The organism is Agrobacterium sp. Azo12 (assembly GCF_029193765.2).
GTDB lineage: Bacteria > Pseudomonadota > Alphaproteobacteria > Rhizobiales > Rhizobiaceae > Agrobacterium.
The window spans coordinates 1081540-1108460 of sequence record NZ_JARFYO020000001.1; the positions used below are offsets into that span (position 1 = coordinate 1081540).

General features: G+C 54.8%; 22 protein-coding genes. 12 read left to right on the plus strand and 10 right to left on the minus strand.

Annotated elements, in window-relative coordinates; all coding sequences use genetic code 11:
• Positions 1-26 precede the first annotated feature (26 nt).
• From PYL13_RS04910 to ubiA, 4 genes are all read left to right on the plus strand, one after another.
• A complete protein-coding gene (locus tag PYL13_RS04910; protein WP_275640627.1) occupies positions 27-2342 on the plus strand; it encodes a Tex family protein in 2316 nt (771 codons plus the stop codon).
• Positions 2343-2516: 174 nt separating this feature from the next.
• Positions 2517-3770: an SAM-dependent methyltransferase gene (locus tag PYL13_RS04915; protein WP_259145757.1), complete on the plus strand. Its 1254-nt coding sequence runs from the start codon at positions 2517-2519 to the stop codon at positions 3768-3770.
• A 132-nt stretch (positions 3771-3902) separates the two neighbouring features.
• Complete coding sequence (locus tag PYL13_RS04920; RefSeq protein ID WP_275640628.1) at positions 3903-4703, plus strand: MipA/OmpV family protein; 801 nt, start codon at positions 3903-3905, stop codon at positions 4701-4703.
• Between the two features lie 78 nt (positions 4704-4781).
• Positions 4782-5744, plus strand: a complete 963-nt coding sequence (gene ubiA / locus PYL13_RS04925; RefSeq protein ID WP_275640629.1) for a 4-hydroxybenzoate octaprenyltransferase — start codon at positions 4782-4784, stop codon at positions 5742-5744.
• A gap of 63 nt (positions 5745-5807) precedes the next feature.
• Here ubiA and PYL13_RS04930 read toward each other — a convergent pair whose 3' ends face one another.
• The gene (locus tag PYL13_RS04930; RefSeq protein ID WP_192487849.1) at positions 5808-6374 is read right to left on the minus strand and encodes a DUF6101 family protein; all 567 of its coding nucleotides are present in this window, start codon (positions 6372-6374) and stop codon (positions 5808-5810) included.
• Positions 6375-6720: 346 nt separating this feature from the next.
• Between PYL13_RS04930 and PYL13_RS04935 the strand changes: the two genes are divergently transcribed.
• Positions 6721-9306, plus strand: a complete 2586-nt coding sequence (locus tag PYL13_RS04935) for a DUF1217 domain-containing protein (RefSeq protein ID WP_275640630.1) — start codon at positions 6721-6723, stop codon at positions 9304-9306.
• A 19-nt stretch (positions 9307-9325) separates the two neighbouring features.
• Here PYL13_RS04935 and PYL13_RS04940 read toward each other — a convergent pair whose 3' ends face one another.
• The 3 genes from PYL13_RS04940 to PYL13_RS04950 all read right to left on the minus strand — a co-directional run bounded on the left by PYL13_RS04940 (position 9326) and on the right by PYL13_RS04950 (position 12471).
• Positions 9326-10759 (minus strand): FAD-binding oxidoreductase, encoded by a 1434-nt coding sequence (locus PYL13_RS04940; RefSeq protein WP_275640631.1) that lies wholly within the window; start codon positions 10757-10759, stop codon positions 9326-9328.
• 31 nt (positions 10760-10790) lie between these two features.
• Positions 10791-11771, minus strand: a complete 981-nt coding sequence (locus tag PYL13_RS04945; protein WP_275640632.1) for an L-threonylcarbamoyladenylate synthase — start codon at positions 11769-11771, stop codon at positions 10791-10793.
• Positions 11772-11859: 88 nt separating this feature from the next.
• Positions 11860-12471 (minus strand): DUF6656 family protein, encoded by a 612-nt coding sequence (locus tag PYL13_RS04950; protein WP_275640633.1) that lies wholly within the window; start codon positions 12469-12471, stop codon positions 11860-11862.
• Between the two features lie 316 nt (positions 12472-12787).
• Here PYL13_RS04950 and PYL13_RS04955 point away from each other — a divergent pair, with 316 nt between their 5' ends.
• The 6 genes from PYL13_RS04955 (at position 12788) to PYL13_RS04980 (ending at position 17897) form a co-directional block, all read left to right on the plus strand.
• The gene (locus tag PYL13_RS04955; protein WP_275640634.1) at positions 12788-14032 is read left to right on the plus strand and encodes an aromatic ring-hydroxylating oxygenase subunit alpha; all 1245 of its coding nucleotides are present in this window, start codon (positions 12788-12790) and stop codon (positions 14030-14032) included.
• Between the two features lie 7 nt (positions 14033-14039).
• On the plus strand, positions 14040-15113 hold the full coding sequence (locus tag PYL13_RS04960; protein ID WP_250983194.1) for a hybrid-cluster NAD(P)-dependent oxidoreductase: 1074 nt from the start codon (positions 14040-14042) through the stop codon (positions 15111-15113).
• Positions 15114-15291: 178 nt separating this feature from the next.
• Positions 15292-15819 carry a BA14K family protein gene (locus tag PYL13_RS04965; protein WP_250983193.1) on the plus strand — a complete coding sequence of 176 codons (528 nt, stop codon included), beginning with the start codon at positions 15292-15294 and terminating at the stop codon, positions 15817-15819.
• A 214-nt stretch (positions 15820-16033) separates the two neighbouring features.
• The gene (locus PYL13_RS04970; RefSeq protein ID WP_275640635.1) at positions 16034-16531 is read left to right on the plus strand and encodes a BA14K family protein; all 498 of its coding nucleotides are present in this window, start codon (positions 16034-16036) and stop codon (positions 16529-16531) included.
• Between the two features lie 203 nt (positions 16532-16734).
• On the plus strand, positions 16735-17493 hold the full coding sequence (locus tag PYL13_RS04975; protein WP_275640636.1) for a crotonase/enoyl-CoA hydratase family protein: 759 nt from the start codon (positions 16735-16737) through the stop codon (positions 17491-17493).
• An 89-nt stretch (positions 17494-17582) separates the two neighbouring features.
• Positions 17583-17897: a hypothetical protein gene (locus PYL13_RS04980; protein ID WP_275640637.1), complete on the plus strand. Its 315-nt coding sequence runs from the start codon at positions 17583-17585 to the stop codon at positions 17895-17897.
• A 36-nt stretch (positions 17898-17933) separates the two neighbouring features.
• On the opposite strand, the gene PYL13_RS04985 is transcribed toward PYL13_RS04980, so the two are convergent.
• Positions 17934-19184, minus strand: a complete 1251-nt coding sequence (locus tag PYL13_RS04985) for a class I SAM-dependent RNA methyltransferase (RefSeq protein WP_275640638.1) — start codon at positions 19182-19184, stop codon at positions 17934-17936.
• On the minus strand, positions 19181-19933 hold the full coding sequence (locus PYL13_RS04990) for a TlyA family RNA methyltransferase (RefSeq protein ID WP_275640639.1): 753 nt from the start codon (positions 19931-19933) through the stop codon (positions 19181-19183). The genes PYL13_RS04985 and PYL13_RS04990 overlap by 4 nt, the downstream gene beginning before the upstream one ends.
• A 336-nt stretch (positions 19934-20269) precedes the next feature.
• Between PYL13_RS04990 and PYL13_RS04995 the strand changes: the two genes are divergently transcribed.
• Positions 20270-22294, plus strand: a complete 2025-nt coding sequence (locus tag PYL13_RS04995) for a methyl-accepting chemotaxis protein (RefSeq protein ID WP_275640640.1) — start codon at positions 20270-20272, stop codon at positions 22292-22294.
• 328 nt (positions 22295-22622) lie between these two features.
• Here PYL13_RS04995 and dxs read toward each other — a convergent pair whose 3' ends face one another.
• The 4 genes from dxs to PYL13_RS05015 form a co-directional block, all read right to left on the minus strand.
• Entirely contained in the window at positions 22623-24542 is a 1920-nt protein-coding gene (gene dxs, locus PYL13_RS05000) for a 1-deoxy-D-xylulose-5-phosphate synthase (protein WP_275640641.1), read from the minus strand.
• Positions 24543-24643: 101 nt separating this feature from the next.
• A complete protein-coding gene (locus PYL13_RS05005) occupies positions 24644-25567 on the minus strand; it encodes a pirin family protein (protein ID WP_275640642.1) in 924 nt (307 codons plus the stop codon).
• Positions 25568-25693: 126 nt separating this feature from the next.
• Positions 25694-25948, minus strand: coding sequence for an exodeoxyribonuclease VII small subunit (locus PYL13_RS05010; protein WP_192487158.1), 255 nt, complete (start codon positions 25946-25948; stop codon positions 25694-25696).
• A gap of 2 nt (positions 25949-25950) precedes the next feature.
• Positions 25951-26886, minus strand: a complete 936-nt coding sequence (locus tag PYL13_RS05015; RefSeq protein ID WP_275640643.1) for a histone deacetylase family protein — start codon at positions 26884-26886, stop codon at positions 25951-25953.
• Positions 26887-26921: the final 35 nt, after the last annotated feature.

A 26921-nucleotide genomic window follows, 5' to 3' on the forward strand; every position in this document is an offset into this window, starting at 1 on the left:
AGATTTTAAACAGACCAGAGAAGCACATGTCCGCAGATAATGCCCGCCTTGCGCCAGTCATCGCATCTGAGATCAATGCCCGACCCGATCAGGTCAAGGCTGCCATACAGCTGCTCGATGAAGGCGCGACGGTTCCGTTCATCGCACGTTACCGTAAGGAAGTGACGGGTGGTCTGGATGACACCCAGCTTCGCACACTGGCCGAGCGGTTGTCGTACCTGCGTGAACTGAATGCGCGTCGTGCCTCGATCGTCGAATCCATCACCGGTCAGGGAAAAATGACCGACGATTTGATGGTCAAGATCGTATCGGCAGTCACCAAGGCCGAACTGGAAGACCTTTACCTGCCTTACAAACCAAAGCGCCGTACCCGTGCGGAAATCGCCCGTGAGCGTGGCCTTGGACCGCTGGCAGAAGCCATCTGGGACAATCGCAGTGCCGATCCTGCCAAGCTCGCTGAGACTTATGTTCAGGGTGAAGTCGCCGATGTAAAGGCCGCCCTTGAAGGTGCGCGTGACATTGTTGCCGAAACCATGACCGAAAATGCCGAACTGCTTGGCCGCCTGCGTGACTACATGCGCCACAACGCAACGTTCCGTGCCAAGGTTGTCGAAGGCAAGGAAGCAGCGGGCGAAAAATTCTCCGACTATTTCGCCCATTCTGAGCGCTGGGCCACAGTGCCGGGTCACCGTGCGCTGGCGATGTTGCGCGGCTGGAACGAAGAAATTCTGACACTGACAATCGACGTTGATGCAGATGATCCATCGCCGGTCAAACCGTGCCAGAGAACCATTGCCAGTGCATTTGATATCCGTTCCGGCGGAGCAGGCGATGCCTGGTTGATGGAGGTTGCCGGCTGGACATGGCGCGTCAAACTTTCCATGTCGCTGTCGCTCGACCTGATGCGAGAAGTTCGCGAACGGGCGGAAGAAGAAGCGATCCACGTGTTCGCCAGAAATCTGAAAGACCTTCTGCTGGCGGCACCTGCCGGTTCGCGCGCCACCATGGGTCTTGATCCGGGCATCCGTACCGGCGTCAAGGTGGCGATTGTCGATGGCACCGGCAAACTGCTCGATACCTCGACCGTTTACCCATTCCCGCCCAGAAACGACATTCGTGGTACACAGGCCGAACTGGCAAGTCTTATTCGCAAACATGGCGTGGAGCTGATTGCGATTGGCAACGGCACCGGCAGTCGCGAGACCGAAAAACTGGTGGCTGACATGCTGACCCAGCTGACCGGTCCGAAACCCACCAAGGTTATCGTGTCGGAAGCTGGCGCTTCGGTCTATTCGGCCTCTGAGCGCGCCGCTGCCGAATTCCCCAATCTCGATGTTTCAATCCGTGGCGCGGTGTCGATTGCTCGCCGCTTGCAGGATCCGTTGGCCGAACTCGTCAAGATCGAACCCAAATCAATTGGCGTTGGCCAGTATCAGCACGATGTTGATCAGGGCAAGCTGTCGCGTTCGCTGGACGCGGTCGTGGAAGATGCGGTGAATGCGGTTGGTGTTGATCTCAACACCGCCTCGGCACCACTTCTGGCACGTGTTTCCGGCCTCGGCGCATCGATTGCCGACGCTATTGTTCTGCATCGTGACCAGACCGGTCCATTTGCCAGCCGCAAGGACTTGCTGAAAGTGCCGCGCCTTGGCCAGCGCACCTTTGAGCAGTGCGCAGGCTTCCTGCGTATTCCAAACGGCAAGGAGCCGCTGGATGCATCCTCGGTGCACCCGGAAGCCTATGGCGTTGCCAAGAAGATTGTTGCCGCTTGCGGCCGTGATCTGCGCACTCTTATGGGCGACAGTGCCACCCTGAAATCGCTTGATCCGAAAAAGTTCATTGATGAGCAATTTGGTCTGCCGACGGTCAAGGACATTATTGCAGAACTTGAAAAACCCGGTCGCGACCCGCGCCCAAGTTTCAAGACAGCAACCTTTGCAGAGGGCGTCGATGAAATTACCGACCTGAAGCCGGGCATGTTGCTGGAAGGCACGGTTACCAACGTGGCGGCCTTCGGCGCCTTCGTGGATATCGGTGTGCACCAGGACGGTCTTGTTCACGTGTCGCAACTCGCAGACCGTTTCATCAAGGATCCGCATGAAGTCGTCAAAGCCGGCGACGTGGTTAAGGTAAAAGTGGTTGAGGTTGACGTTAAGCGCAAGCGCATCGGCCTGACCATGCGCAAGGATGGTGGCGAAGCGGCACCTCAGTCGATGCGGGAAAAGGGCAATGCCAGCGCCATGAAGCACGCCAGTGCCAAACCGCAGGGTCGTGGCAATGATACGGGCCAATCCGGTGGTGCTTTGGCTGCCGCACTCGCAGAGGCGATGAAACGCCGCTAACCTTATCTGCGATAGATTGAAGAACAAACAACGCCGCCCCGTGTGACTTACGGGGCGGCGTTTTGCGTCTGAAATGCATCAATTTTTTTGAAAACTGCCTGTCTTGAAACTTTGGCCGAAAGGAATACGGTTACAAAACTTGATAAGTGAGACTTAGCTTATTCGGGAGGTGAAATGGCCTCGTCTCTGCATGCATTGCTTGAGAAAATAGTCAGAACCGGCGACCTCGTCGTTACCGGTCCAAATGGACTTCACATTTACGGCGACGGTACAGGAAAACGGGTCGCGATCAGTTTTACCGATGATGAAGCGTCGGACGAGATTGCCAGAGACCCGACATTGAAACTCGCCGAAATCTATATGGAACGCCGTATGAATGTCGACGAGGGCGACATTTATGATTTTCTGGCGTTGATCAAGGCGAATACACTGAGCGAGGCGCTGACCTTCGGCATGATTTGGCGCGGTTTCGCGCGCATTATCGCCTCGCGCATAAAGATGCACCTGCCAGTCAATCACAACAAAAGCAACGTTTCACACCACTATGATTTGAGCGCCAAGCTGTTCGATCTGTTTCTGGACGAGGACTGGCAATATTCCTGCGCCTATTTCAATCCGCCCGGAATAACGCTGGATGAGGCACAGGCTGCCAAAAAACGACATATTGCCGCAAAACTGTTGCTGGCCGAGGACCAGAGCGTCCTGGAAATAGGCTCCGGTTGGGGCGGCATGGCGATGTATCTGAGCGAAAGTTCCGGTGTTGATGTAACTGGCATCACCTTAAGCGAAGAACAGCTAAGGGTATCGCGGGGTCGTGCGTCAAAACGCAACCTGTCGGAAAAGGTGCGGTTTGAACTCCAGGACTATAAATATCTGCCGTCCAAAAAATACGACCGTATCGTGTCGGTTGGCATGTTCGAACATGTTGGGCCAACTCATTATCGGGAGTATTTCAACAAGGCGGCAGAAGTGCTGGATGACTACGGCGTGATGGTGCTGCATTCCATCGGTCAACCCTATCCGGCACTGGCCACCAACCCGTTCATCGAGAAGTATATTTTCCCCGGCGGTTATATTCCGTCACTGGCGGAAGTATTGCCTGCGGTGGAAAAAGCCGGCTTGTTGGTGCGCGATATCGAAATACTGCCGATGCATTATGCCCATACGCTGAGGCACTGGCGGCAACGTTTCGTCGCTCGAAAGGACGAAGCCGTGGCGCTTTATGACGAGCGCTTTTTCCGGATGTGGGAGTTCTATCTGGCCGGCTCAGAAATGGCCTTCACTCACGAGAATTTTCATATCTTCCAGCTGCAACTGGCAAAACGCGGTGATGTTGTTCCCGACAACCGCAATTACATTCAGTTGGCAGAACAGCGACTGGCAGAGTTTGAGAAGACCCGCCTGCCGATGGAGAAGGTCGAGTTCTGACACACAATCTCGGATAGGATTTGACACGCCGGCAGCTACCCTGCGTAGTTAACAGATTGGCAAGGGAATATGCTTAATTTGAAATGAGAGTATCTGTTTCTCCTTTCTGTTTTGCGTATCCGGAGTTCATACATGTCTTTTTCAAAGCTGGCTTTTTCCGCCTGCCTTATTCCCCTTTGTCTTGCGGGCACTGCACAGGCCGAAAGCTGGTTCTCCGGTGACTGGTACCTGAAAGTTGGTGCGGTCGGTTTTTCCGCGCCGAAGTATCAGGGCGACAACAAGAATGAGTTTGGCGCTGCGCCAATCATTTCGCTGGGCAAAGTTGGCCCATCCGCAAAGTTTTCGTCGCGCAATGATAGTGCGTCGTTTGGTCTTCTCGATCAGGGAACGTTTCGCGCCGGTGTCGCTGCGAAGCTGATCATGCCGCGTGATGAGGGTGATTCTTCTGACCTTCGTGGCATGCAGAAAATCAAGCTCGGCGGTGAACTCGGTGGCTTTGCTGAAGTCTACCCAACAGACTGGGTGCGTGTTCGCGGTGAAGTGCGCCAGGGCATACGCAGCCATAGCGGTGTCGTTGCCGATCTGTCAGCGGACGTTTTCACCGACATCACGCCCGGTCTGCAGATCTCGGCCGGTCCACGCGCGACATGGGTCAGCAACAAATATAACGACAAATATTACGGTGTAAGTTCTGCGGCTGCGGCGTCCGGTGGTCCTTCGGCCTACAATCCCGATGGCGGTCTGCATTCTGCCGGTGTTGGTGTTGCCATCACCTGGAAGGCAACCGACAATATCGAGCTGACATCCTTTGCCGAATACAAGCGCCTGATGGGCGACGCTGGCAAAAGCACGCTGGTCAGTGAACGTGGTTCGAAGAACCAGTTTGTTGTCGGTATCGGCGCCAGCTACAAATTCGGGTTCAGCGTTCCCTAATCATCCTTGCTTTGCAAAAAGCGCGGGTTTAGAGCCTTTCCTGTCTCATGGTAGCAGGAAAGGCTTGGAAACCCCGGTATGGTTCATAATAGCGATATGACTGGCCGCGTTTCAGACGCGCCATCCGACAATTGGGTTTACCGGCTGCTGCCACGCTGGGTCTGGCCGTATGCGCAGCTCGCCCGCTGGGATCGCCCGATTGGTTGGCAGCTTCTGATGTGGCCGTGTTTCTGGTCGGCCGCCCTGGCGGCAAATGTCGCCATGGACGCCGGAACATTTTCATGGGGCCTGCTGGCCTTCCATCTTGCGCTGTTTTTTATCGGTTCGGTCGCCATGCGTGGTGCAGGCTGTACCTATAATGATCTGGTCGATCACCAAATCGACCTGGCCGTTGCCCGTACACGCTCCCGCCCATTGCCATCAGGCCGAGTTACCCGCAAGCAAGCGAAGATTTTTATTGTGCTGCAGTCGCTGGCCGGTCTCGTGGTGCTGTTGCAGTTTAATACCTTCTCTTGGGCGCTTGGCATTTTTTCGCTAATCTTTGTCGTCATTTATCCCTTCGCCAAAAGATTTACCGACTGGCCGCAGTTCTTCCTCGGTCTTGCCTTCTGCTGGGGTGCGCTGATGGGGTGGTCGGGGCAGTTCGGCACTCTGGCACCGGCAGCATTCCTGCTTTACGGAGCGTCAATTGCCTGGACGATTGGCTATGACACGATCTACGCCCATCAGGACAAGGAAGACGACGAATTGGTTGGCGTGCGCTCAACCGCCCGCCTGTTTGGTGACAACACACGCACGTGGCTTATCGGTCTTTACTGTCTGGCGCTTGTATTGATGGTGATGTCTTTTGCATCTGCCGGTGTCGGCTTGCTGGCCTATGCTGGTGTTGCTGCCGCAGCAGGTATGTTCATTCGCCAGATCATCGTGCTGGATATCAATGATGGCGACCAGTGCCTTGCGCTGTTCAAGTCCAACACGCGGGTTGGCGCGCTGGTATTTGCCGGTCTGTTATTGCCGCTTGCCGTCAATCTGCTTCAATAAAGAAAACCCGGCAGGAATGACTTCCGTGCCGGGTTCTTTTTGATCTGGAGATCACGTTTAAAGTCAGTTGCGTGCGATAATTTCTTTGCCTTCGATCTTCATCGCGACGCCAAGCTTGCCGGTGGATCGGCGAACAAGGAAACGTGGACGACGATTTGCGAAGTAGGAATGGCGACGGCGCGGACGAAGGTCCTGCGGGCGTGGGCCGCCAATATGGTCTTCCAACGGACGGGCAACGCCATCTGCTTCAACCATCAGCATCGGAATGCGATAGGTTTCAGACCAGTTGCGCCAGTCGGCAGCAATGTCACAGAGATCATGGGCTACCAGCAGTGGAATGCACAGGGCGGGGTCCTCGTGGTGCAGTTCCAGCGTTACGGTAACCTGACCATCACCATGGTCGATGGCGCGGGCTGCAACACCCTTGAAAGCGCGTGCTGGCAGGGCAAAGGAAAGCGGCAGGCCGCTTGAATTGAGTGTTTTCTTGAGTACGGCACCGCGTTCATCAAGTGTAATGACAACGTCGGAACATCCGTCGCGGACTCCATAAGTGACCTGTTGCGGAAACCGCGCTGGATCGAGTCTGAGTGTCGCTGCGGCCCATTCGGGCTTCAAAACCGTATTTGTCATATTCATGCAACCCTTGTTTTACCTGAGAGCCTTTTGGGCATCTCCCGGGACTTTTCGTCCTCTGATGATGTGAACATAGCGCCTGCTCATTCTGGACCGCTTAAAAAACGAGGTTAAAAAACTTTGCATTCCCAGATGGTTAGCAAAGTGCCCAATGATCAGGGTTGCGGAAGTGTGAACGGAGACAGTGCAATTTTCTCCAATTGGCCACGGCAAAGGTCTCATGGTTCAAGCTCCGGGCAAGGCTACGAGGGCATTTTGCCAATCTCGGAGTTCTGTGCGATTTTATCGGACGGAATTGCTTGGTTTTGTTTTGCGGTGGAATTTACGCGAAGGAATACGCGCAATGGTGTCGACTTATCTCAGCTACGATTTGATAAACCGGGACATGAAAACCAGTTTGTCACGCGTTGCCCAGCAAAGCATGACCGCCCGGCAAACCGAGTATTACAAGGAGAATATCGGCAAGGTGAAAACCGTCGATGAGTTTCTGGATAATTACCAGCTCTATACGTATGCCATGGAAGCCTTCGGTCTGTCCGACATGAGCTATGCCAAGGCGTTCATGAAGAAGGTGCTTGAGAGCGACCTGAATGATTCAAACAGCTTTGCCAACAAGCTGACTGACACCCGCTATCGCCAGTTTGCCGAGGCGTTCAATTTCAGTACACCGACCAGCACCTTGCAATCGGATTCGCAGCTGGAAGCGATGATCGGCCTCTACAACACCAATGTTGCGGATGCGGACTCGGCGATTACCGAAGAAAATCGCTATTACAATGTGATGATCAAGACGATTGATAACGTCGACAAGCTTATGCAGAACGAGCGCCTTCGCTCTTATACGCTCAGTGTCTTCGGAATTGATCAGCAGTATTTCTCCTATGCCAACATCAGGGGATTGCTGACCAGTGATACAGATGATCCCAACAGCTATTTCAACATTACCTACGGCGCTAAATACGGTGCCAATGCCGCGCGTCTGGCCGAAATTAACACCACGCTGACCGAAATCACCGGGCGTGCCACAGCTATTACCAAGGTCAGTGATCTCAATAGCGCGATTACCAAGGGCGATGCCCTTCAGGTGCAGATTGATGCGGCGCAGGAGGAACTGGACAATGGCGGTGATGAGGAAACACTGACTGCCAAGATCGAAGATCTGAAAACCCAGCTTGCCAGCGTTTGGAGCAAGGTCAGCGTGACCGACCGTGATGCGGCGCAGGCTGCAATCACCACCAATCAGGCGCTGATTGACGATTATAACACCCGTCTTCCAGCCGTTGGCACCGAGACAACGGCTTTAACCACGAAGTTGAATACCGAAAAGACCACGCTGACGAAGACCAACTCTGATCTGGATGTCTTCCGGGCCCTTGCCGATGCGTTTGATTTCAATGCCGATGGCACCGTAACCCCGGGCAGTGCCCAGACGGAAGAAAACCGTCTGGTTATGAACAACGCTTATATCCTGACCAACCCTCGCTCGACCATCGCCAAGGCCGAACTGGAGCGGGATTACTTCCTGAGCAAGATCAACACGATCACCTCGGTTGAACAGATTGCTGGCGGTGGTGGTGTAACCGGTGACGCACGCCTTCTGGCCTATATCCAGACTGCATTTAACCTGACTGACGCAACGATCATGCCGGCAACGATCAAAAACATTCTGACGGCTGATCTGAGCGACCCGAACAACTACATCGCGACAGTCGGCAAAAACGACGAGCGGTATATTGCGTTGAGAAACGCATTCAACTTCCAGTCGGATGGCACGCTTGCCGATGGCACTCTGCCGCAGACGTCCGAACAGAGCCGTATTACCAATATGGGCTATATGAGCTACCATAACGACAAGGATGAAGCCGCCGACGAAAAGGCGCTTGCGTCGTTCAAGACCCAGATTGCCACGGTCACGTCGCTGTCGACCTTCATGACCAACACCAGCGTTTACAGCTATGCCCTTAAGGCGGTTGGTCTCGATCCGAACACGGAAAGCGAACGCACCATTAAAGAGGTGCTAAAAAGCGACCTTCAGGACCCGAAAAGCTTTGTCTACACCCTGAAGGACGAGCGCTACGTCAAGCTGGCGGAGCTTTTCAACTTCAAGTCGGATGGCACAATCGGCGCGCCGGTTCTCGCGCAGTCGGAGCTTGACGTGCAAACCGTGGCTGCCGCCTATATCAATGGCCGCTCTGCATTCGGCACCGAAGACGAAAAGACCCTGGCGAAAAAAGAGTCCGAATATTACACGGAAGAAATTCAAAAGATCAAATCTCTCAAGGACCTGCTGGGCAATGCCAGACTGCTGGCCTTTGCCATGGAAGCTTTCGACATTGATCCGGCCAGCGTTACGACCGAACAACTCTACAAGATTTTCACGTCCGATCTGGACGATCCAAAAAGCTACATCAACACGGAAGCCGATACCTCTTTCCGCAGGCTGGTAACCTCCTTCAATTTCGACACCGAAGGCAACCTGATGCGGGAGGACCGCGCCTCCATTCAAAACCGCAGCGGTCTTTATGAGACGCTCGACAACTATCTGCAGCAGACCTTGGAAACCCAGGCGGGTGAAGACAATGCCGGTGTTCGTCTTGCGCTGTATTTCCAGCGTATGGCCAAGGATACGACGTCCTACTACACCATTCTTGGCGATACAGCGCTTCAGAAGTTCATTACGACGACCTTCGAAATTCCTGACGAAATGGCCAATGCGGAAGTCGACACGCAGGTGACGATGATGAAGAAATACTTCGACATCGAGGACTTTCAGGACGAAGAAAAGGTCAAGAAGCTGATCTCACGCTTCACCGTCATGTATGATATGGTCAATGGAAGCTACAATCCGACTCTGGCCATGTTCAGTGGGTCTACAACCATCAGCGTCGACACGTTGATGGCGGTAGCAACGCTCGGTTCGTCGCGGTAATCGCAATAGGCGGTGCCTGTTATGGCGTCGCTATGACCTTGCCGGGGTTCATGATGCCGGCAGGGTCAAAAGCGGACTTGATGCGCCGCATGAGATCAATCTCGATACCATCCCTGATATGGGCAAGTTCATCGCGCTTCAGCTGACCAATGCCGTGTTCAGCCGAGATTGACCCGCCACAAGACAATACCAACTGATGCACGATGGCATTGACCTCGCGCCAGCGCCCAATGAACTCTGCTTTGTCTGCTCCAATCGGCTGGGAAATATTATAATGGATGTTGCCATCACCCATGTGGCCGAAGGCGCAGATGCGGGCATCCGGAATGACCTGCAAAACAGCCGTTTCTGCCGCTGCCATAAATTCCGGGATGCTGGAAACCGGCACTGACACGTCGTGCTTGATCGAACCGCCTTCCGGGCGCTGCGCTTCCGACATGCTTTCACGCATATGCCAGATTGCCTGACGTTGTGCGTCCGATGCCGCAATGACGGCATCCTCAACGATACCGTTTTCCAGGCCCTGCTCCAGCAGGACCTGCATCATCGCATCAGCTGCATCGCTGGAGTCGGATGTCGAGATATCGATCAGCACATACCAGGCATGTGGCCGTGCCAGCGGATCCCTGACACCGGAAATGTGTTTGGTGGTGAACTCAACACCGAGGCGCGGCATCAATTCAAAGCCGGTAAGGGCAGAGCCGCACAGGCTGGTTGCTTTTTCAAACAGCGTCAAGGCAGCATCAGGGCTCGCCAGGCCGACAAAAGCAACCTGATGGCCGAGTGGTTTGGGAAACAGTTTCAAAACGGCAGCGGTAATGACACCGAGTGTACCTTCCGAGCCGATGAACAGATCCCGCAGATCATAACCCGTATTGTCTTTTTTCAGTTTTCGGAGCCCGTTCCAGATTTCACCTGTCGGTAAAACCACCTCAAGGCCAAGGCAAAGCTGGCGCATATTGCCGTAAGCCAGAACGGCAGTGCCCCCGGCATTGGTGGCAAGGTTACCGCCGATGCGGCAGGACCCCTGCGATGCAAGCGTCAACGGAAACATGCGATTTATACTGTCGGCCGCCGTATGAATGTCTTCAAGGATGCAGCCGGCGTCGGCAACAATGACATTGGCCACGGCATCGATTTCACGCACCTTGTTCATGCGTTCCAGTGACAGAATGATATCGCTGGCTCCGGCCCGTGGTGTCTGACCGCCAACAAGGCCAGTATTGCCGGTTTGTGGGACGATGGCCGTGCCGGTTTTGCTCGCCAGCTTCATTATCTCGGCAACTTCTTTTGTCGAAGCAGGTTTCAGCAGCAAGGGCGATGTACCATGGTAAAGACCACGGTTTTCGACAAGGCGAGGCGCGAGTTCGGCCTGATCGCGAACGGCGTGGCTTGCACCGACAATGGCCGTGAACTGTGCAATGAGATCGTCTGAAAGAGCGGCAACAGTCATCTTTCACCTTTATCGTGGAGATTGCTGGATCTTATGAACGGGGTGCGGCGGCTCGTGCCAGTCGATCATTGATCGCTTCTCCGAGACCATGCTGCGGAATGGCGGTAACCGCAATGCTGGCAGCACCGCTGGCATCCGCCAGTTTGAGATATCCGAAAAGATTTGTGGCGGCCTCGGCCAGATCGCCGGAAGGGCTGAGGTTGAGAACGACCTTGGCTTTGTCCTGTCCCTGCAGCGGCGGGATATCACCGAAGGCAATAAGGGCTTCGCCTGCGTCAACCGACGTGGCTTGCAGACGCACGGCCGCACCCGGCGCATAGTGGGAGGCTAGCATGCCCGGTGCTTCAATGGCTGGCGATGCCGTTTTGGACCGCAAAAGTTTTTTGCCTGCAACCCGTTCAATGTCCTGTGAGGCAAGACCGCCCGGCCGCAACAATCGCAAACTGCCGTCTTCTTCAACTTTGACGATGGTGGATTCGACGCCAACTCCGGCGGAACCTGCATCCAGAACCAGCTTGATCTTCTCGCCCAGATCATCTTCGACATGCGACGCACTTGTGGGGCTGATCTTGCCGGAGCTGTTGGCGCTTGGTGCAGCAAGCGCTCTATCAAATGTCTTGATCAGCTCGCCGGCAAAACCCTGCGGCACACGAATACCGACCGTCTCGAGACCGGCAGTAGCCAGCGGATGAATGCCGCTGTTGTCTTTTAACGGTAAAACGATGGTTAGCGGGCCTGGCCAGAATGCCTTCGCCAGCGCAAGAGACAGGTCATCGAACCTTGCGTAGCGCTGCGCCATCTCTAGATCAGACATATGGCAGATCAAAGGATTGAAACGCGGGCGGCCCTTGGTCTCGTAAATGCGGGTAATCGCTGCGGGATTGGTCGCATCGGCAGCCAGGCCATAAACAGTTTCCGTTGGAATTGCCACGGGATAACCGTCGCCGAGAATTGTGGAGGCAACCTCAAGAGCTTCCTGTGGATGTGTATGGATATTGATATGCCGAGCCATCTAATGCACCGTTCCTGTGGTGTGGTGCATAGCGCATTTTAGGTCCGCCTGTGAAGCGCACATTATCGGTGCGCAACGGGCAACTTATTTACATCGCCATGATGAGCTTGCGCATTTCTTCCGTACGCGCACCAAGCGTCAGCACGTTTTTCAACGCGACCTTGGGGTCATGCGTGCGAAACAGCAGACCGTCCTTATGAACCGAACGATCGATCTCAACGCTGTGGCCGTTGACCGCGTTCATCGCGATGGCAAAATACATGCGGGAATAGCGTGGATCAATCTCAACGAAGAAGCCGTCCTTGTCACCGCCGATTTCCGCGAAGAAATTGGCAAAATAGAACGACCACAGGATCTGCCGGCGCATGTCGAAACTGGTTTTCGATGCCGTCACATGGCAGTAGCCAAGATGTGGGCTGTCTTCGAGCGTCTTGTGAAAGATCATGCTCGGGAACTGGATCGATCGGTGGAAATTGTTGAGGTGGGAATGCGTCTTGTATCCCGCCGTTTCGAGTTTACGGCCGGTACGGTCCGCAACCTCGTCATGCGTCATGTAACGCTTTTCCTCGGGCAACCAGCGTTCTTCGTAACGCAGGATGCGTCCGGTCCGCAGGAATTCCGAATGCATATTGCGCGCACGGGCAGGGGCCTTCTTGCGCGCACTGGCGTCGTAATAACGGATACGTGTTGCCTGTTCCACGCGACAGGTTCTCCATGGTCACTGGGACATCAGTTTAGATTTAAGGAGTTAATACACGGTTTCCGGTGATTTTCTGAACAGGTGGCATGTCTGGTTGCGACTTCGTGTGTCGGAAATCTAATTAAACTATTGATTATAAACAATGATGTAGATCACGGCATTGTTTCGCCATGTCGCAAATTGTCGCCAATGCGGAAAACCATGTCGCTGTTTGCGCACCTGCGCTCTTTCAGGCGTGATTAGATGTTCACATGCCGTTGAAACAGCAGTTGGAGTACCTCTTCGACATTCTGTTTTGCCAATGAGGAATGTGGCCATGGATTTGCGTGACACCGTTTTGCGCCAGCTGAAGAACCGTCGGGAAGGCTTCAGTCTTGAGCAGCCATTTTACATCGACAAGGATTATTTCCAGCTTGATATGGAAACAATCTGGTACCGTGACTGGCTGTTTATCGGACATGATTGCGAAGCGCCGAAGGCTGGCAATTACTTCACCGTCCAGATCGGCAATTATGCCGTGGTCATCGTGCGCGGCAAAGATGGTGTCATCCGCGCTTTCCATAACTCCTGTCGCCACCGCGGTTCTCGGGTCTGCACCAGCCACAAGGGACAGTCGGCACGTCTCGTTTGCCCATATCACCAATGGACCTATGATCTGGATGGCAAACTGCTGTTTGCCCGCCATATGGGTGATGATTTCGACAAGAGCGAATTTGGTCTTAAGCCGGTCGCCTGCGAAAGTGTCGCCGGTTACATCTTCATCTGTCTTGCCGAAAATCCGTTAGATTTCTCGCTGGTGCGTGCGCAGGTCGAGGGCTACATGGCCCCGCATCGCATTGCCGATGCGAAGATCGCCCATGAAAGCACGATCATTGAAAAGGGTAATTGGAAGCTGGTGTGGGAAAACAACCGCGAATGTTACCACTGCGCGGCAAACCACCCGGAACTGTGCCGTACCTACCCGGAAAACCCAAGTGTAACAGGCACGGATGGTGGCGCTGATGACCCCGAAATTGGCGGTCACTGGTCACGGTGTGAGGACGCAGGCCTGCCAAGCCGCTTCCAGATTGATCCACGTGGACAGTTCCGTGTCGCGCGTATGCCGCTGATTGGCGACGCAGAAAGCTACACAATGTCCGGCAAGCGTGCGGTGCGACGTCAGCTCTCGGATGATGTCACGATCAGCCATATCGGCGCATTGCTGCTGTTCCACTATCCAACAACATGGAACCACTTCCTGGGCGATCACACGATTTCCTTCCGTGTGTTACCGCTTGGGCCCGAGGAAACCATGGTCACCACTAAATGGCTGGTGCACAAGGATGCGGTTGAAGGGGTGGACTATAATATCGAGGAACTGACCCACGTTTGGAACGAGACCAATGACCAGGATCGCCAGATCGTGGAAGAAAATGCCTTTGGTATTCGCTCACCTGCCTATGAGCCGGGACCCTACTCCATGGTTCATGAAGGCGGTGTCATGCAATTCGTCAACTGGTATGCGGATTTCATGATTGATCGCCTGCAGGGCGACAAGGCAAAACTCGCAGTGGTTGCCTGACGTGAACATGGTGCTCTCTTATAAACATCTCGACGAAATGAAGCCGTGGAGCGACAAGCTCCACCTTCTCGAATGCCTGTCCGTGACACCGGAAACTTCAGATGTGATGACGTTCCTGTTTCGCTCGGAAGAGCCGAACTGGTTCCGCTACATGCCGGGTCAATTTGTGACGCTGGAGCTTCCTGTCGGCAACGAGGTGCTATTGCGCACCTACACGCTGTCATCCAGCCCCTCACGGCCCTATGCATTGTCGGTGACGGTGAAGGCACAGGCCAATAGTATCGGCACGCGCTGGATGTTCGACAACCTCAAACCGGGCATGAAGATCCGGGCGCTGGGGCCATTCGGTGACTTTTCCTATGTGAAACATCCCGGCGACAAATATCTGTTCATCTCGGCGGGTTCCGGCATCACTCCGATGATGTCGATGGTGCGCGACATGAGTGATCGCGCGCCGCAAAGCGATATCGCCTTCCTAAACTGCTCTCGCTCGCCCTCCGATATCGTGTTCCGGCACGAGCTGGAATATCTGGCGCGTTTTATGCCGAAACTGTCGCTCGGCTTCATCGTTGAAAATTGCGGGCGCACAGACCTCTGGTCCGGCCTTAAGGGCATGGTGGATAAGGCCAAGATTGCACTTCTTGCGCCTGACTTCATGGATCGCACGGTGTTTTGTTGCGGTCCGGAACCGTTCATGACAGCGGTACGCTCGTTGCTGGAAGCCTCTGGTTTCGACATGAGTCGGTACCATCAGGAAAGTTTCGCTCCGGCCGCGCCGCCGCCTTTGGCGGAAGTTATCGCCGGTGCAGATGGTGAGGTGCTCGCCACGGTCACCTTCACGCTTGCCGGGAAAGAAGCCTTCTGCCAGCCGGGACAGACAATTCTGACCACCGCACGTGCTGCTGGCGTCCGTATAGGGGCAGCATGTGAATCCGGTATTTGCGGAACCTGCCGGGTGCTTAAACTTTCCGGTAATGTCGATATGGCCCATAATGGCGGCATTCTCGATGAGGAGATCGAGGAAGGTTATATTCTTGCGTGCTGCTCACGGCCGCTGGGTGATGTAAAAGTTGAGGTCTGAATACAATCACATGATTTTTACTTTGGTTATCGCAATGTTGCGGAACAAAGTCCTATCAAGCTCGTTTCTCTATAGTTGAATTTGAAGTTAATGTACTCTCCGCGATAGTCGTCTGGTAAGTGCATGCCCTCAAAAGAACTTCGTTTCGTCATTGACGATTTACTATGGAGGAATACCCATGATGCGATTTCGTACGACAAGCGTTGCTACGGCGATCGTGATGTGCCTAAGCGGCGTTATTCCAGCTCAGGCATTCCAGATGCCCACTGTGCAGCAGCCAGACGATAATCGGTTACCTACTGTTCAGGTGAGGGATGAGTTTCAGCGCCTAGGCCGGGATCGGAATGGCAATATTGTAGATATGCCGAGGTATATACCGAGACACGGCCGAAATGTTTCGCCCCGTGATCGTTGGGACGGACCACGAGTAAGAGATAACGGTCCACGCTATGGCTGGTACAATGGCCACCGTGGTTATTCCGACAGACGTCCCGGATATCGTTATCACAATGGTTACTGGTTCCCCATGGCAGCGTTTGCTGCGGGCGCCATTATAGGTGGCGCTATGCAGCAGGGCCAGCCATCTTATGGCAACAGCCACACAAGCTGGTGCGCCAACCGGTGGAGATCCTACCGCGCTTACGACAACACCTATCAGCCCTATAACGGTCCACGCGCTCAGTGTGTGTCGCCTTATGGTCGATAAACAGAATTTATTACCCCGCGATTCAATCGCGGGTTAATTTTTTAAAAGACGGGTTTTCCTGCGATTTCATTCGTTAATGCTGGGTTCATGCGAACTGAAATATGTTCGTAATATAAATTCCGGATAGACCTGCGTGGTGCAGATGTAGTTCGGTAGAACAAATAACGTTTATCGCTCTGTTGGTGCAGACTTGCCCAGAGTAGGGAGAAGTCAGATGAGTAACTACCTCAAGAAAATTGCCGGTGCCGGTTTTGCTGCACTTGTTGCAGTAACAGCGATCGCACCGGCGCAAGCCATGCCGCTGCCGGTGGTTCCAAGCCAGCCCAGCGTTAACCCCGACGTGGTTAATGTACAGTACTACCGCGACTATGATCGCGGCCCTCGCCGTGGCTATTACAACGGTTATCGCGGTTATCGCGAGCCTCGTCAGGGCTATCGTCATCATGACGGTTACTGGTTCCCGCTTGCTGCATTTGCGGCGGGTGCGGTGATTGGCGGCGCTATGGCCGCTCCGACCTACAGACCAGCCCCGGTCTATCGTCCTGCGCCAGTCTATCGCCCGGAACCAGTTTATCGCCCGGTTCCTACGAGCAATATCAATCCACGTCACTACGACTGGTGCTCGGCCCGTTACCGGTCTTATGATTCCTATAGCAATACGTTCCAGCCAAATTACGGCCCCCGCCGTCAGTGCCTGTCGCCGTATTTCTGATCCGTATCACAGAGATGTCCATCAAGCTCCGTCCGGTTTCAAACCGGGCGGAGTTTTGTTTTGTGCTTTATGCATTGGCTCGACAGCCATTGGTGCTCAATGGGAATTCAAATCTCATGAGTAAATTGACGTTTACGTAAAAATAAATTATTTCTGAAAACCATACGTGAAAACGTGGTGTGTAAGGTCGTGGGAGGAATGCCGTGCAGGACAACCATATTTTGGTGGAAAGGTCTGAGGACGGATCAGGCGTTCTCGTCATTCGATTTAACCGGCCTGAGAAAAAAAACGCGATAACGCAGGCAATGTATCGTCGTATGGTGAAAACACTGAATTCTGCCAATGAAGACGAGGGCGTGCGGGTTGTTGTTTTTCTCGGCACGGAAGGCTGTTTCTCGGCCGGCAACGACATGGCCGACTTCTTGACCTATGGCATGGGGCAGGCGGTGGAACCGCCCGCAGGTTTTGAGTTTATCAAAGCGCTGGCGGAAGCGAAAAAGCCCTTGGTGTCCGGTGTTGATGGTTTGGCGATTGGCATCGGCACGACGCTTCATTTGCATTGCGATATGACGGTCGCATCGTCACGCAGCCTGTTCAAAACGCCTTTCGTCGATCTGGCGCTGGTGCCAGAAGCCGCGTCCAGTCTGCTGGCACCACGCGTTATGGGTCACCAACGTGCTTTTGCGTTGCTGGTGGCAGGGGAGGGTTTTTCGGCAAAACAGGCTTTTGAGGCTGGCCTGATCTGGAAAGTCACCGAGCCCGAGAATGTGGAAACGGAAACGCTGGAAATCGCCCGCAAACTGGCAGCCAAGCCACCGCAGGCTCTGCGCATTGCACGCGACTTGCTGCGCGGAAGCGAGCAGGAAAAACTGCAGAGAATGGATGAGGAATTTGCCCATTTCAGTTCTCGCCTGAAAAGTGCAGAAGCGCGGGCTGCCTTTGAGGCTTTCATGCGCCGTTAATGCTGAAGGCGGTAAAAGAATGCCGCTGGCAACCAAACGCTTAAACGGGTGTTGAAGCCAGGATGATCGGTTATTCGGGAACCAATGTAATGCGTAAAATTGCCCTTGCCTGCATGGCGCTGCTGCTCACCACAGCCGCCGAAAGCCGTGACATGCCAGCCATGTCTGTTGTGCCAAACAGTGATGTTTTGCTGGCGCAGTCTCAGAACATGGATTTTAACTCTTCGCAGTCACGCCCAGATCGTCAAAAAAACAACCGCGCACGTTTTGCCTGCGTGATCACGCCGCCAGAAAGCGCACGGCGCTCGCAACCCTATGTCTGCCGTGTCGAAACCGGCCGGGCAGGCGGGCGCTGCCGCTGCCCGGGCATTGTCGGGAGCGGCAACCTTCAGCCAGTATGGTAAAAAGAGATCTTTGGGGGTGAGCGTGCTGCACTCACCCTATTTTTCGAGCAGTGCCACCGCTTCCACATGGGGTGACCACAGGAACTGGTCCACAGGCACAACGCGCACGATGCGGTAGCCACCTTCCACCAGAATGGACAGATCGCGTGCCAGCGTCAGCGGATTGCAGCTGACCGCAGCGATTTTTTTGATGGTGCTGCGTGCCAGCTCTTTCGATTGCGCTTCTGCACCGGCCCGTGGCGGATCAAACACAACGGCATCAAAAGTCTTGAGCTCGCTTGTCATCAATGGCCGACGGAACAAGTCACGTTTTTCGGCTTTGACGGGTTTCAAGCCCTGTGTTTTGCGAGCACCGGCATCCAGTGCCTTGATGGCCTTGTCATCGCCTTCAACCGCGAGAACCTGCGATTTTTCCGCCAGGCGCAATGAGAACGTGCCGCAACCTGCAAACAGGTCAACCACACGCTTGGCCTTGCCAAAATGGTCAACCACGATTTCCGCCATCGCATTCTCAGCAGCAATGGTTGCCTGCGCGAAGTTTCCGGGCGGCGGGTTAACCTCGGCCTTGCCAAATTTTAGCGCCGGTTTTTGCGGTTCGATGAGGATTTCACCATTCAACGAAACGCGGGCAATGCCTCTCATCGCCAAAACGGTCTGGGTCAGCACATGGCGCTGTTTGTCATTGACAGATTTTATGCCCTCGACCGCGACATCAAGACCCGACAAGCTTTCCAGCACCGTCATGCGAAATGGTTCGGCACTCTGAACCATGGCTGTACCAATGGCCCGAAGATCGTTCAGTCGGCTGACAATGCCATCCGAAGTGACGGGACATTCTGCAATATCGACGATGTGGTGGCTGCCTGCCTGGCTGAAACCGAGAAGCATGCTTTTTTCGGTTTTGCGTAAGGCAAAGACCGCGCGCCGACGCTGTTTGGGCTGACAGGTCACCAGAGCATCGACCTCAGGTGTCAGGCCTTTGGCCTTCAAGGCAGAAACGACGAGATCGCGCTTGAATTCGTGATAGGCCTCATCACCCATGTGCTGCAGCGAACAGCCGCCACAGGTGCCGCCCTGACCATCCGGTCCGAAGTGGCGACAGAGCGGTTCGCGTCGCTGCACAGAGGCTTCCGAAATCGACATGATCGTGCCGTGGTCCTTAACCCGCGCAATGGCAACCGTTTCGCCGGGCAGGCTGAACGGGACATAGACGATGCCGTCGGGACAGTGTGCAATGCCATCGCCCTGCGCGCCCATGCTCTGGATTTTCACGGTTTGCGTTGTCATGGCTTTTGGCCTCCGAGCAAAAATTCGATGTTTCCGTCTCCTCCTGCGATAGGCGAGGGAATGAGACCATGGCTTAGCCAACCCATGTCCTCAACCAGCCATCGCTCCAGTTCGCGTGCAACATCAGGCGCGGTTTCTGGTGCCTTGAGCAGTCCGGCTTTGCTGATGGCATCTCTGCCCGCTTCAAATTGCGGTTTGACCAGCAGCACTGCGTGGGCACCAGCTTCGGCAAGCTCCAGCGCAGGCGCAAGCGCCAGCTTCAGCGATATAAAGGAAACGTCCGAGACAATAAACGTCACCGGCCGGTCGAAAATATCTTCCGCTGTCAGGTAACGCGCGTTGAGCCCTTCGATGTTGGTCACCGACGGGTTCTGTTCAATGCGGGCGTGCATCTGGCCATGGCCGACATCGATTGACGTTACATGGGCTGCACCGCGCTCAAGAAGCACTTCGGTAAAGCCGCCGGTCGACGCACCGACATCGAGGCATTCCTGGCCGCGCGGATCGAGTTTGAAATGGTCGAGTGCAGCCACGAGTTTTAGCGCTGCTCGCGAGACATAGTCCTGCGCAGGGTCTGCGGTTCTGATGGCCACGTTGGCTGCAAACATCGCAGCTGGTTTGATGACCACCTGCCCGTTGACGCTGACCGTGCCACGTTCAATGGCATCGCGCGCCCGCGAACGGCTGCTAAACAAACCAAGTGCCACCAGCAACTGGTCTAGGCGTTGTGTTTCTGTTGAGTGAGACATGGGAAGTGTCAATGACTGCGGTGCGCCCTGAACGCAAGCCTTTTGTCGAGGCGAACACCGATCTGACAACCATATGGCGGTGATGGGCATCATCTTTGCAACGCAAATGGTTGGTTCTGACCTATAATTTTGCTGCATACGCGAAATCCGGGCGCTTTTGCGTGGCCGATTAAGTGATTTTAAACGCGCTATCTGCAAGGTGCGATTGGCTGGCTGCCTTTAATCCCGCCGATTTGCCATGAGGGCATTTTCTAAAAATCCATGTTGCGACACCGGGGTTCTTGAGCGTCGGGCATGGTGCTGTTGATACATCAACTGTTCCGGAAAGAGCATTCAATGTCCTTGAAGAATTTCTCGATCAATTTGAAACTGATCATAACCTTCGTCGCGTTGATGGGGGTCTGTCTTGTGGCATCTGCCGTGGTTTTCTGGCAGACACTCGACACAAAACGTATATCTTCTGAACAGTTTAAAACAGACAAGATCGTGGAGTCGGTGGATGCGTCGCTCGCAGCAATGCTTGAGCAGGCCGTCAACCAGCGTGGCTACCTGCTGTTCCGCAGCGACAGCACATACAATGACGTATTCGCCAACCGCGAATTGATGCTGAACAAGCTCAATGAAGCCCGCGCTTATGCAGCTGGTATGCCGGAAATCCTGAAATCCATCGATGCGATGGAAGCATCGGCAACGGTGTTCCACAAGCAGCTTGCCGAGCCACAGATTGCTGCGCGCAAGACGACGGAAGCGCCGATTTCCGAGATCATTGAAATTGGCCGTAACCAGGCCAAGGGTCAGCTGGATGGTTTCCGCACCAATGCGGCGACCATCAAATCGCAGCTTGCTGAACTGTCTGCATCACACTATGCGGCACAGGACGCCGCACAGTTTAACCTTCAGATGGCGCTTCTTGGCGGCGGTGCAGTTGCTGGCGTGATTGCCATTGCTCTGATCCTGCTTCTGGCACGCGCTATCGCGACGCCAATCGTCCAGATGACGGAATCGATGAGCCGCCTTGCACAGGGTGACAACACTGTCGAAGTGCCGGCACTCGACCACAAGGACGAAGTCGGTAAAATGGCGCAGGCCGTTCTGGTCTTCAAACAGGCCGGTATCGAAAAGCTGCGTCTTGCCGACGAGACCGAAAGAATGCGCCTGTCGTCGGACGATGAACGTCGCCGAAACGAAGCTGAAAAGGCTCGCGAAGACGCTGAGAACAACGTTGCAGTTGAAGAACTCGCGAATGGCCTGACGGCTCTTTCCAACGGCAATGTCGCCTATCGTATTGAAAAGCAGTTCGCTCCGCGTCTGGACTCGCTTAGAAACGATTTCAACAATTCGCTTGAAAAGCTGCAGCAGACGCTGCGCTCGGTTGGCGAAAATGCTTCCGCCATCAATTCTGGCGCTGCTGAAATGTTGTCCTCTGCCGATGACCTTTCCCGACGTACTGAACAACAGGCTGCATCGATCGAACAGACGGCCGCTGCTCTGGAAGAAGTTACAACGACAGTTCGCGATTCTGCCCGTGGTGCGGAAGAAGCAGGCAACCTCGTACAGCGTACCCGTGAAGGTGCCGAAAAGTCTGGCGTGGTGGTGCGTAATGCCGTCAAAGCCATGAAGGAAATTGAAAAGTCTTCGGGTGAAATCGGCAACATCATCGGTGTTATCGATGACATCGCCTTCCAGACCAACCTTCTGGCGCTGAACGCCGGTGTTGAAGCGGCGCGTGCCGGTGAAGCAGGCAAGGGCTTTGCAGTTGTTGCGCAGGAAGTGCGTGAACTGGCGCAGCGTTCCGCCAATGCTGCAAAGGAAATCAAGTCGCTGATCACCGCTTCGAGCCAGCAGGTCGAAAACGGTGTGAACCTCGTTGATGAAACCGGCAAGGCGCTGGAAAAGATCGTCTCCGACGTCGCTGAAATCAGTACGCATGTCAGCGCCATTGTTGTTGCCGCTCGTGAGCAATCCACTGGCCTTCAGGAAATCAACACGGCCGTCAATGCCATGGACCAGGGCACGCAGCAGAATGCTGCCATGGTCGAACAGCAGACGGCAGCCAGCCATTCACTGGCCCGTGAAGCCGAAGGCCTGAACACGTTGCTTGGCCAGTTCAATATCGGTGCCGTCAACCGCGTTGCTGCGACGGGAACATCATCCCACCGCCAGTCGTCTTCGGCGCGTCAATCGGTTCAACCGGCTGTCAGAAAAACAGTGACGAGCCGTGGCCCGATTGCGGCGACTGAAACGTCGCGTCCGGCTGCGTCACCAGCCCGTTCCCTGGGACAGACACTGGCACGTGCCTTTAATGCCAAACCGGCAGAAAGCACAGCCAAAGCCGCTGAGCAGGATTGGACAGAGTTCTGATAAGCGGTTCCTGAAAGCGCTGTAGGCAATTACTTACAGCGTCATGGTTTCCATACGGAGATCCGAAAACGCCGTGCGTCCGACTGGAGGCACGGCGTTTCTGCTTTCAAGCAGCAGTGCGAAACCCCCGCCCGGTGTTGCGCACTGCCTGCCTGGACATGGGAACATGTCTGCAACACCGGGTGTGACGTCCCGTTTGCTGCAAAATCAATGTATCGAATATGGAGGGTTGATCTTTGCGCTAAAGCACGTTGCGGAGGCATCTTGCCCCTCGCAAACGATGTGCCTCCATGTCATCCATGGCATGATGGACGGAAGGACGCCGGCGTTAAACGGCGTAACCCGTACCCGGCTGTGCCTGGCCCAGTGCCTTGAACACAGTGTTGACGATGCCAGCGCGGTCAAGCCCGGCATTGGCATACATGGTTTCCGGCTTGGCCTGTTCAACCCACTGGTCTGGCAATGTCAGAGTGCGAACCTTGAGGCCCGTATCCAGGAGACCGGCACTGGCCATGAAATGCAGCACATGGGCACCGAACCCACCCGCAGAACCTTCTTCAATGGTAAGCAGGACTTCATGATGGCTGGCAAGTTGGCGGATAAGGTCGAGATCCAGCGGCTTGGCAAATCGTGCATCGGCAACCGTTGTCGAAAGTCCGGCGGCGTCAAGATCTTCCGCCGCCATCAGGCATTCGGCAAGCCGTGTCCCAAATGACAGGATGGCAACCTTACTACCCTGCTTGATGACACGGCCTTTGCCAATTTCAAGGATTTCACCACGGGCTGGCATTTCAATGCCAACACCTTCACCACGCGGGTAACGGAAGGAAATAGGACCTTCATCATAGGCGGCAGCTGTGCGCACCATATGTTTGAGTTCGGCTTCATCAGCGGCTGCCATGACCACCATGCCGGGCAGGGTGGCAAGGAATGTGGTGTCGAATGAACCGGCATGGGTTGGGCCATCGGCACCAACAAACCCGGCGCGGTCGATTGGGAAGCGCACAGGCAGGCCCTGAATGGCAACGTCATGGACGACTTGGTCGTAACCGCGCTGCAGGAATGTCGAATAAAGCGCGCAGAACGGCTTGTAACCATCCGCAGCAAGTCCGGCTGCAAATGTAACGGCGTGCTGTTCGGCAATACCGACATCAAAGGTCCGCGACGGAAAGAGATCGGACAGCTTGTCGAGGCCAGTGCCGTTTGGCATGGCCGCGGTAACGCCAACGATCTTTTCGTCAAGCGTCGCTTCCTGCACCAGCGCTTCAGCAAATACGCTGGTGTAGCTCGGTGCATTGGGCTTGGCCTTGGCCTGCGCACCAGTAATGACGTCGAACTTGTTGACGCCGTGGTATTTGTCGGCCGCAGCTTCGGCAGGGGCGTAGCCCTTGCCCTTTTGTGTCACCACGTGAATGAGTACAGGCCCTTGCTGGTTGTCGCGCACATTGCGCAGCACTGGCAGCAGATGGTCAAAGGAATGACCGTCAATCGGGCCGATATGGTAGAAACCAAGCTCTTCAAACAGCGTGCCGCCAGTTACATAACCGCGGGCATGAGTGACGGCGCGTGTAATGGCGCGGTCGATGGTCTTGCCCAGATAGGCGGTCAGCTTCTTGCCGAAATCACGGATGCCCATATAGGTGCGGCCAGACGCCAGACGCGCCAGATAGGCGCTCATCGCACCGGTTGGCGGTGCAATAGACATGTCGTTGTCGTTCAGAATAACGATCAGGCGCGCATCGAGTGCACCGGCATTGTTCAGCGCCTCAAAGGCCATGCCGGCAGACATTGAGCCGTCACCGATGACAGCAATGACCTTGCGGTCGCTTTTGTCGAGTTCGGCTGCCACAGCCATGCCCAGACCGGCAGAAATCGACGTGGACGAGTGACCTGCACCAAAGTCGTCATATTGGCTTTCGGCCCGACGGGTAAAACCAGAAAGACCGTCTTCCTGACGCAGCGTGCGAATACGGTCACGACGTCCGGTCAGGATCTTGTGCGGATAACACTGGTGCCCGACGTCGAAGATAAGCCGATCTTCAGGCGTGTTGAAAACCTTATGGATAGCGATGGTCAGCTCAACCACACCAAGGCCAGCACCGAGGTGGCCACCGGTACGGGAGACGGCATCGATCATTTCATCGCGAAGTTCCCGTGCCAGTTGGGGCAGGTCGCGGTCTTCAATCGTTTTCAGATCGGATGGAAACTGCACCCGGTCAAGCAATGGTGTTTCTGGCAATACGGTCAATCGTCCGGCCTTTATTCAGATGGCTCCAGCAGCAGATAAATTATCGCAAATCCATGTATTGCGAAATTCTGTCTGAGCAATTGGTCCACTTCTACAAAATGTCAACCTTGCGGCAAAGGAACAAACTCTTCTTCATCACCCGGAACAATGTCAAACCGGGCGGTTCTCCACTCTTCCTTGGCCTGTTCAATACGTTCTTTTGATGAAGAAACGAAGTTCCACCATATATATCGTTTGGAATTAAGGGCAGCCCCGCCAAACAGCATGATATGACAGCCTGCCTGTCCGCCCTTCAGCGTTATATTGTCGCCGGGGCGAAATACCAGCAACTGATCGGCGGCGAAAATATCGCCAGCAACATCCAAAGAGCCGGAAAGAATGTAGATTGCCCGCTCTTCATGCGTTGCGTCGAACGGGAATGTGACCCCCGGCTCGAGGCTGATATCAGCGTAGAGTGTATCGGAATAGGTTGTAACGGGCGAAACCAGCCCACCCATCGAACCAACAACGACACGGCCGCGTACACCTTTGACATCAATATCAGGCATATGTTCACGCCCGGTATGGGCAAAGGCCGGTGCCATTTCTTCCAGATGATTGGGCAGCGCCAGCCATGTCTGCAAACCGGACATCGACAGCGGATGCCCGCGTAGGTTCTCCGGTGTGCGCTCCGAATGAACAATGCCACGACCGGCCGTCATCAGATTGATATCGCCGGGGCGAATGACAAGTTCGGTACCCAGGCTGTCGCGATGTTTGATCTCGCCGTCAAACAGATAGGTGACAGTTGAAAGGCCGATATGCGGGTGTGGCTTCACATCCAGCGCTTCACCGGCTTTCAAAATGGCAGGGCCCATACGGTCAAAAAAGATGAATGGCCCGACAAGGCGTCTTTGCCGGGTGGGCAGTGCCCGGCGCACTGCAAAACCGCCAATATCACTCGAGCGCGGAATGATCAGGTTTTCGATCGCGTCGCAACTAAATGCATCACCGGCGGCAGGATCGTTCCCGGGAAAAAAGGACATCGTGTATTTTCCTTCTTATTTCCCGGCAAACTAGCACAGATGAACGAAATTGGCAGAGCACGTCTTGTGAACAGCGTGTACTGTTTTTGAACCGATCAACTTAAAGCGGAAATCCGCCTGAACGACTTATTCGCCGTCGAGCGGCTCAACACCCTGTGGTGCACCATTCCGATCAAGGCGGATTTTTTCGATGCGCTTTTCTGCGGCGGTCAGCAGGTTTTCGCAATGCTTTTTCAGGGCTTCGCCGCGTTCGTAAATCTTGATGGAATCATCAAGTGCAACATCACCACGTTCAAGACGGGCCACGATGCTTTCCAGTTCCGCGACAGCTTTCTCGAAAGAGTAGCTGCTAACATCGGTTGCGCTGGTCGTGTCCGTCATATTCAACCCTTCATCATTCTCAAAATATGCATGGCCGCCGATTCCGCCAGCCCTTCCAGATCATAACCACCTTCAAGCAGGCTGACGACCCGGTTCTGACAATATTTGTCCGCCATCTCCAGAAGTCGGCCCGTTGCCCAGTCGAAGTCATCACCAACCAGATTGATATGCGCCAGCGGATCGCGGTAATGGGCATCAAAGCCGGCAGAGATGATAATCAGGTCCGGCGAAAAATCGGAGATCGCTGGCAAGATGCGGGATTTGAACGCCTCACGGAAATGATCGCTGCCGGTGTTGGGAGACAGAGGCGCATTGACCACGTTGTTCTTCACGCCGGTTTCGTTCTTGTCACCGCTCCACGGATAAAGTGGCATCTGGTGCGTGGAGCAGAACAGCACGGAGGTATCTTCCCAAAAGATATCCTGTGTGCCGTTGCCATGGTGAACGTCCCAATCGACAATGGCCACGCGTTCAGCACCATGCACTTGCTGTGCGTGGCGTGCGGCGATAGCGGCATTGTTGAACAGGCAAAAGCCCATGGCTTTTGACGTCTCGGCATGATGGCCGGGAGGGCGCGATGCCACAAACACGTTATCGGCGGCGCCGGAAAATACATCATCCACCGCCGCCATAGCCGCGCCAATGCCGGTTAAGGCAGCCTGCAGGCTTTTCGGCGAAGCATAGGTGTCGGCCTCGAGACGGTTGATACGGCCTTCCTCTTCCGGAATTTCCCGCATCACGCTCAGAAGATGTTCTTCCGGATGTGCCAGAAGCACTGCATCCTCATTGGCCTGCGGCGCCTGCTTGCGCTCGAGGCCGCCGAAATTCGGGTGCTCCAGCGCAATATTGAGCGACCGTAACCGATCGGGGCGCTCAGGGTGCCCCTCCGGTGTCAGGTGTTCAAGAAAAATGGGATGCTCATAAAGACGTGTGGCCATGGTCTATCCAGGTGTCTTTTCGAAAAAAAAGGATC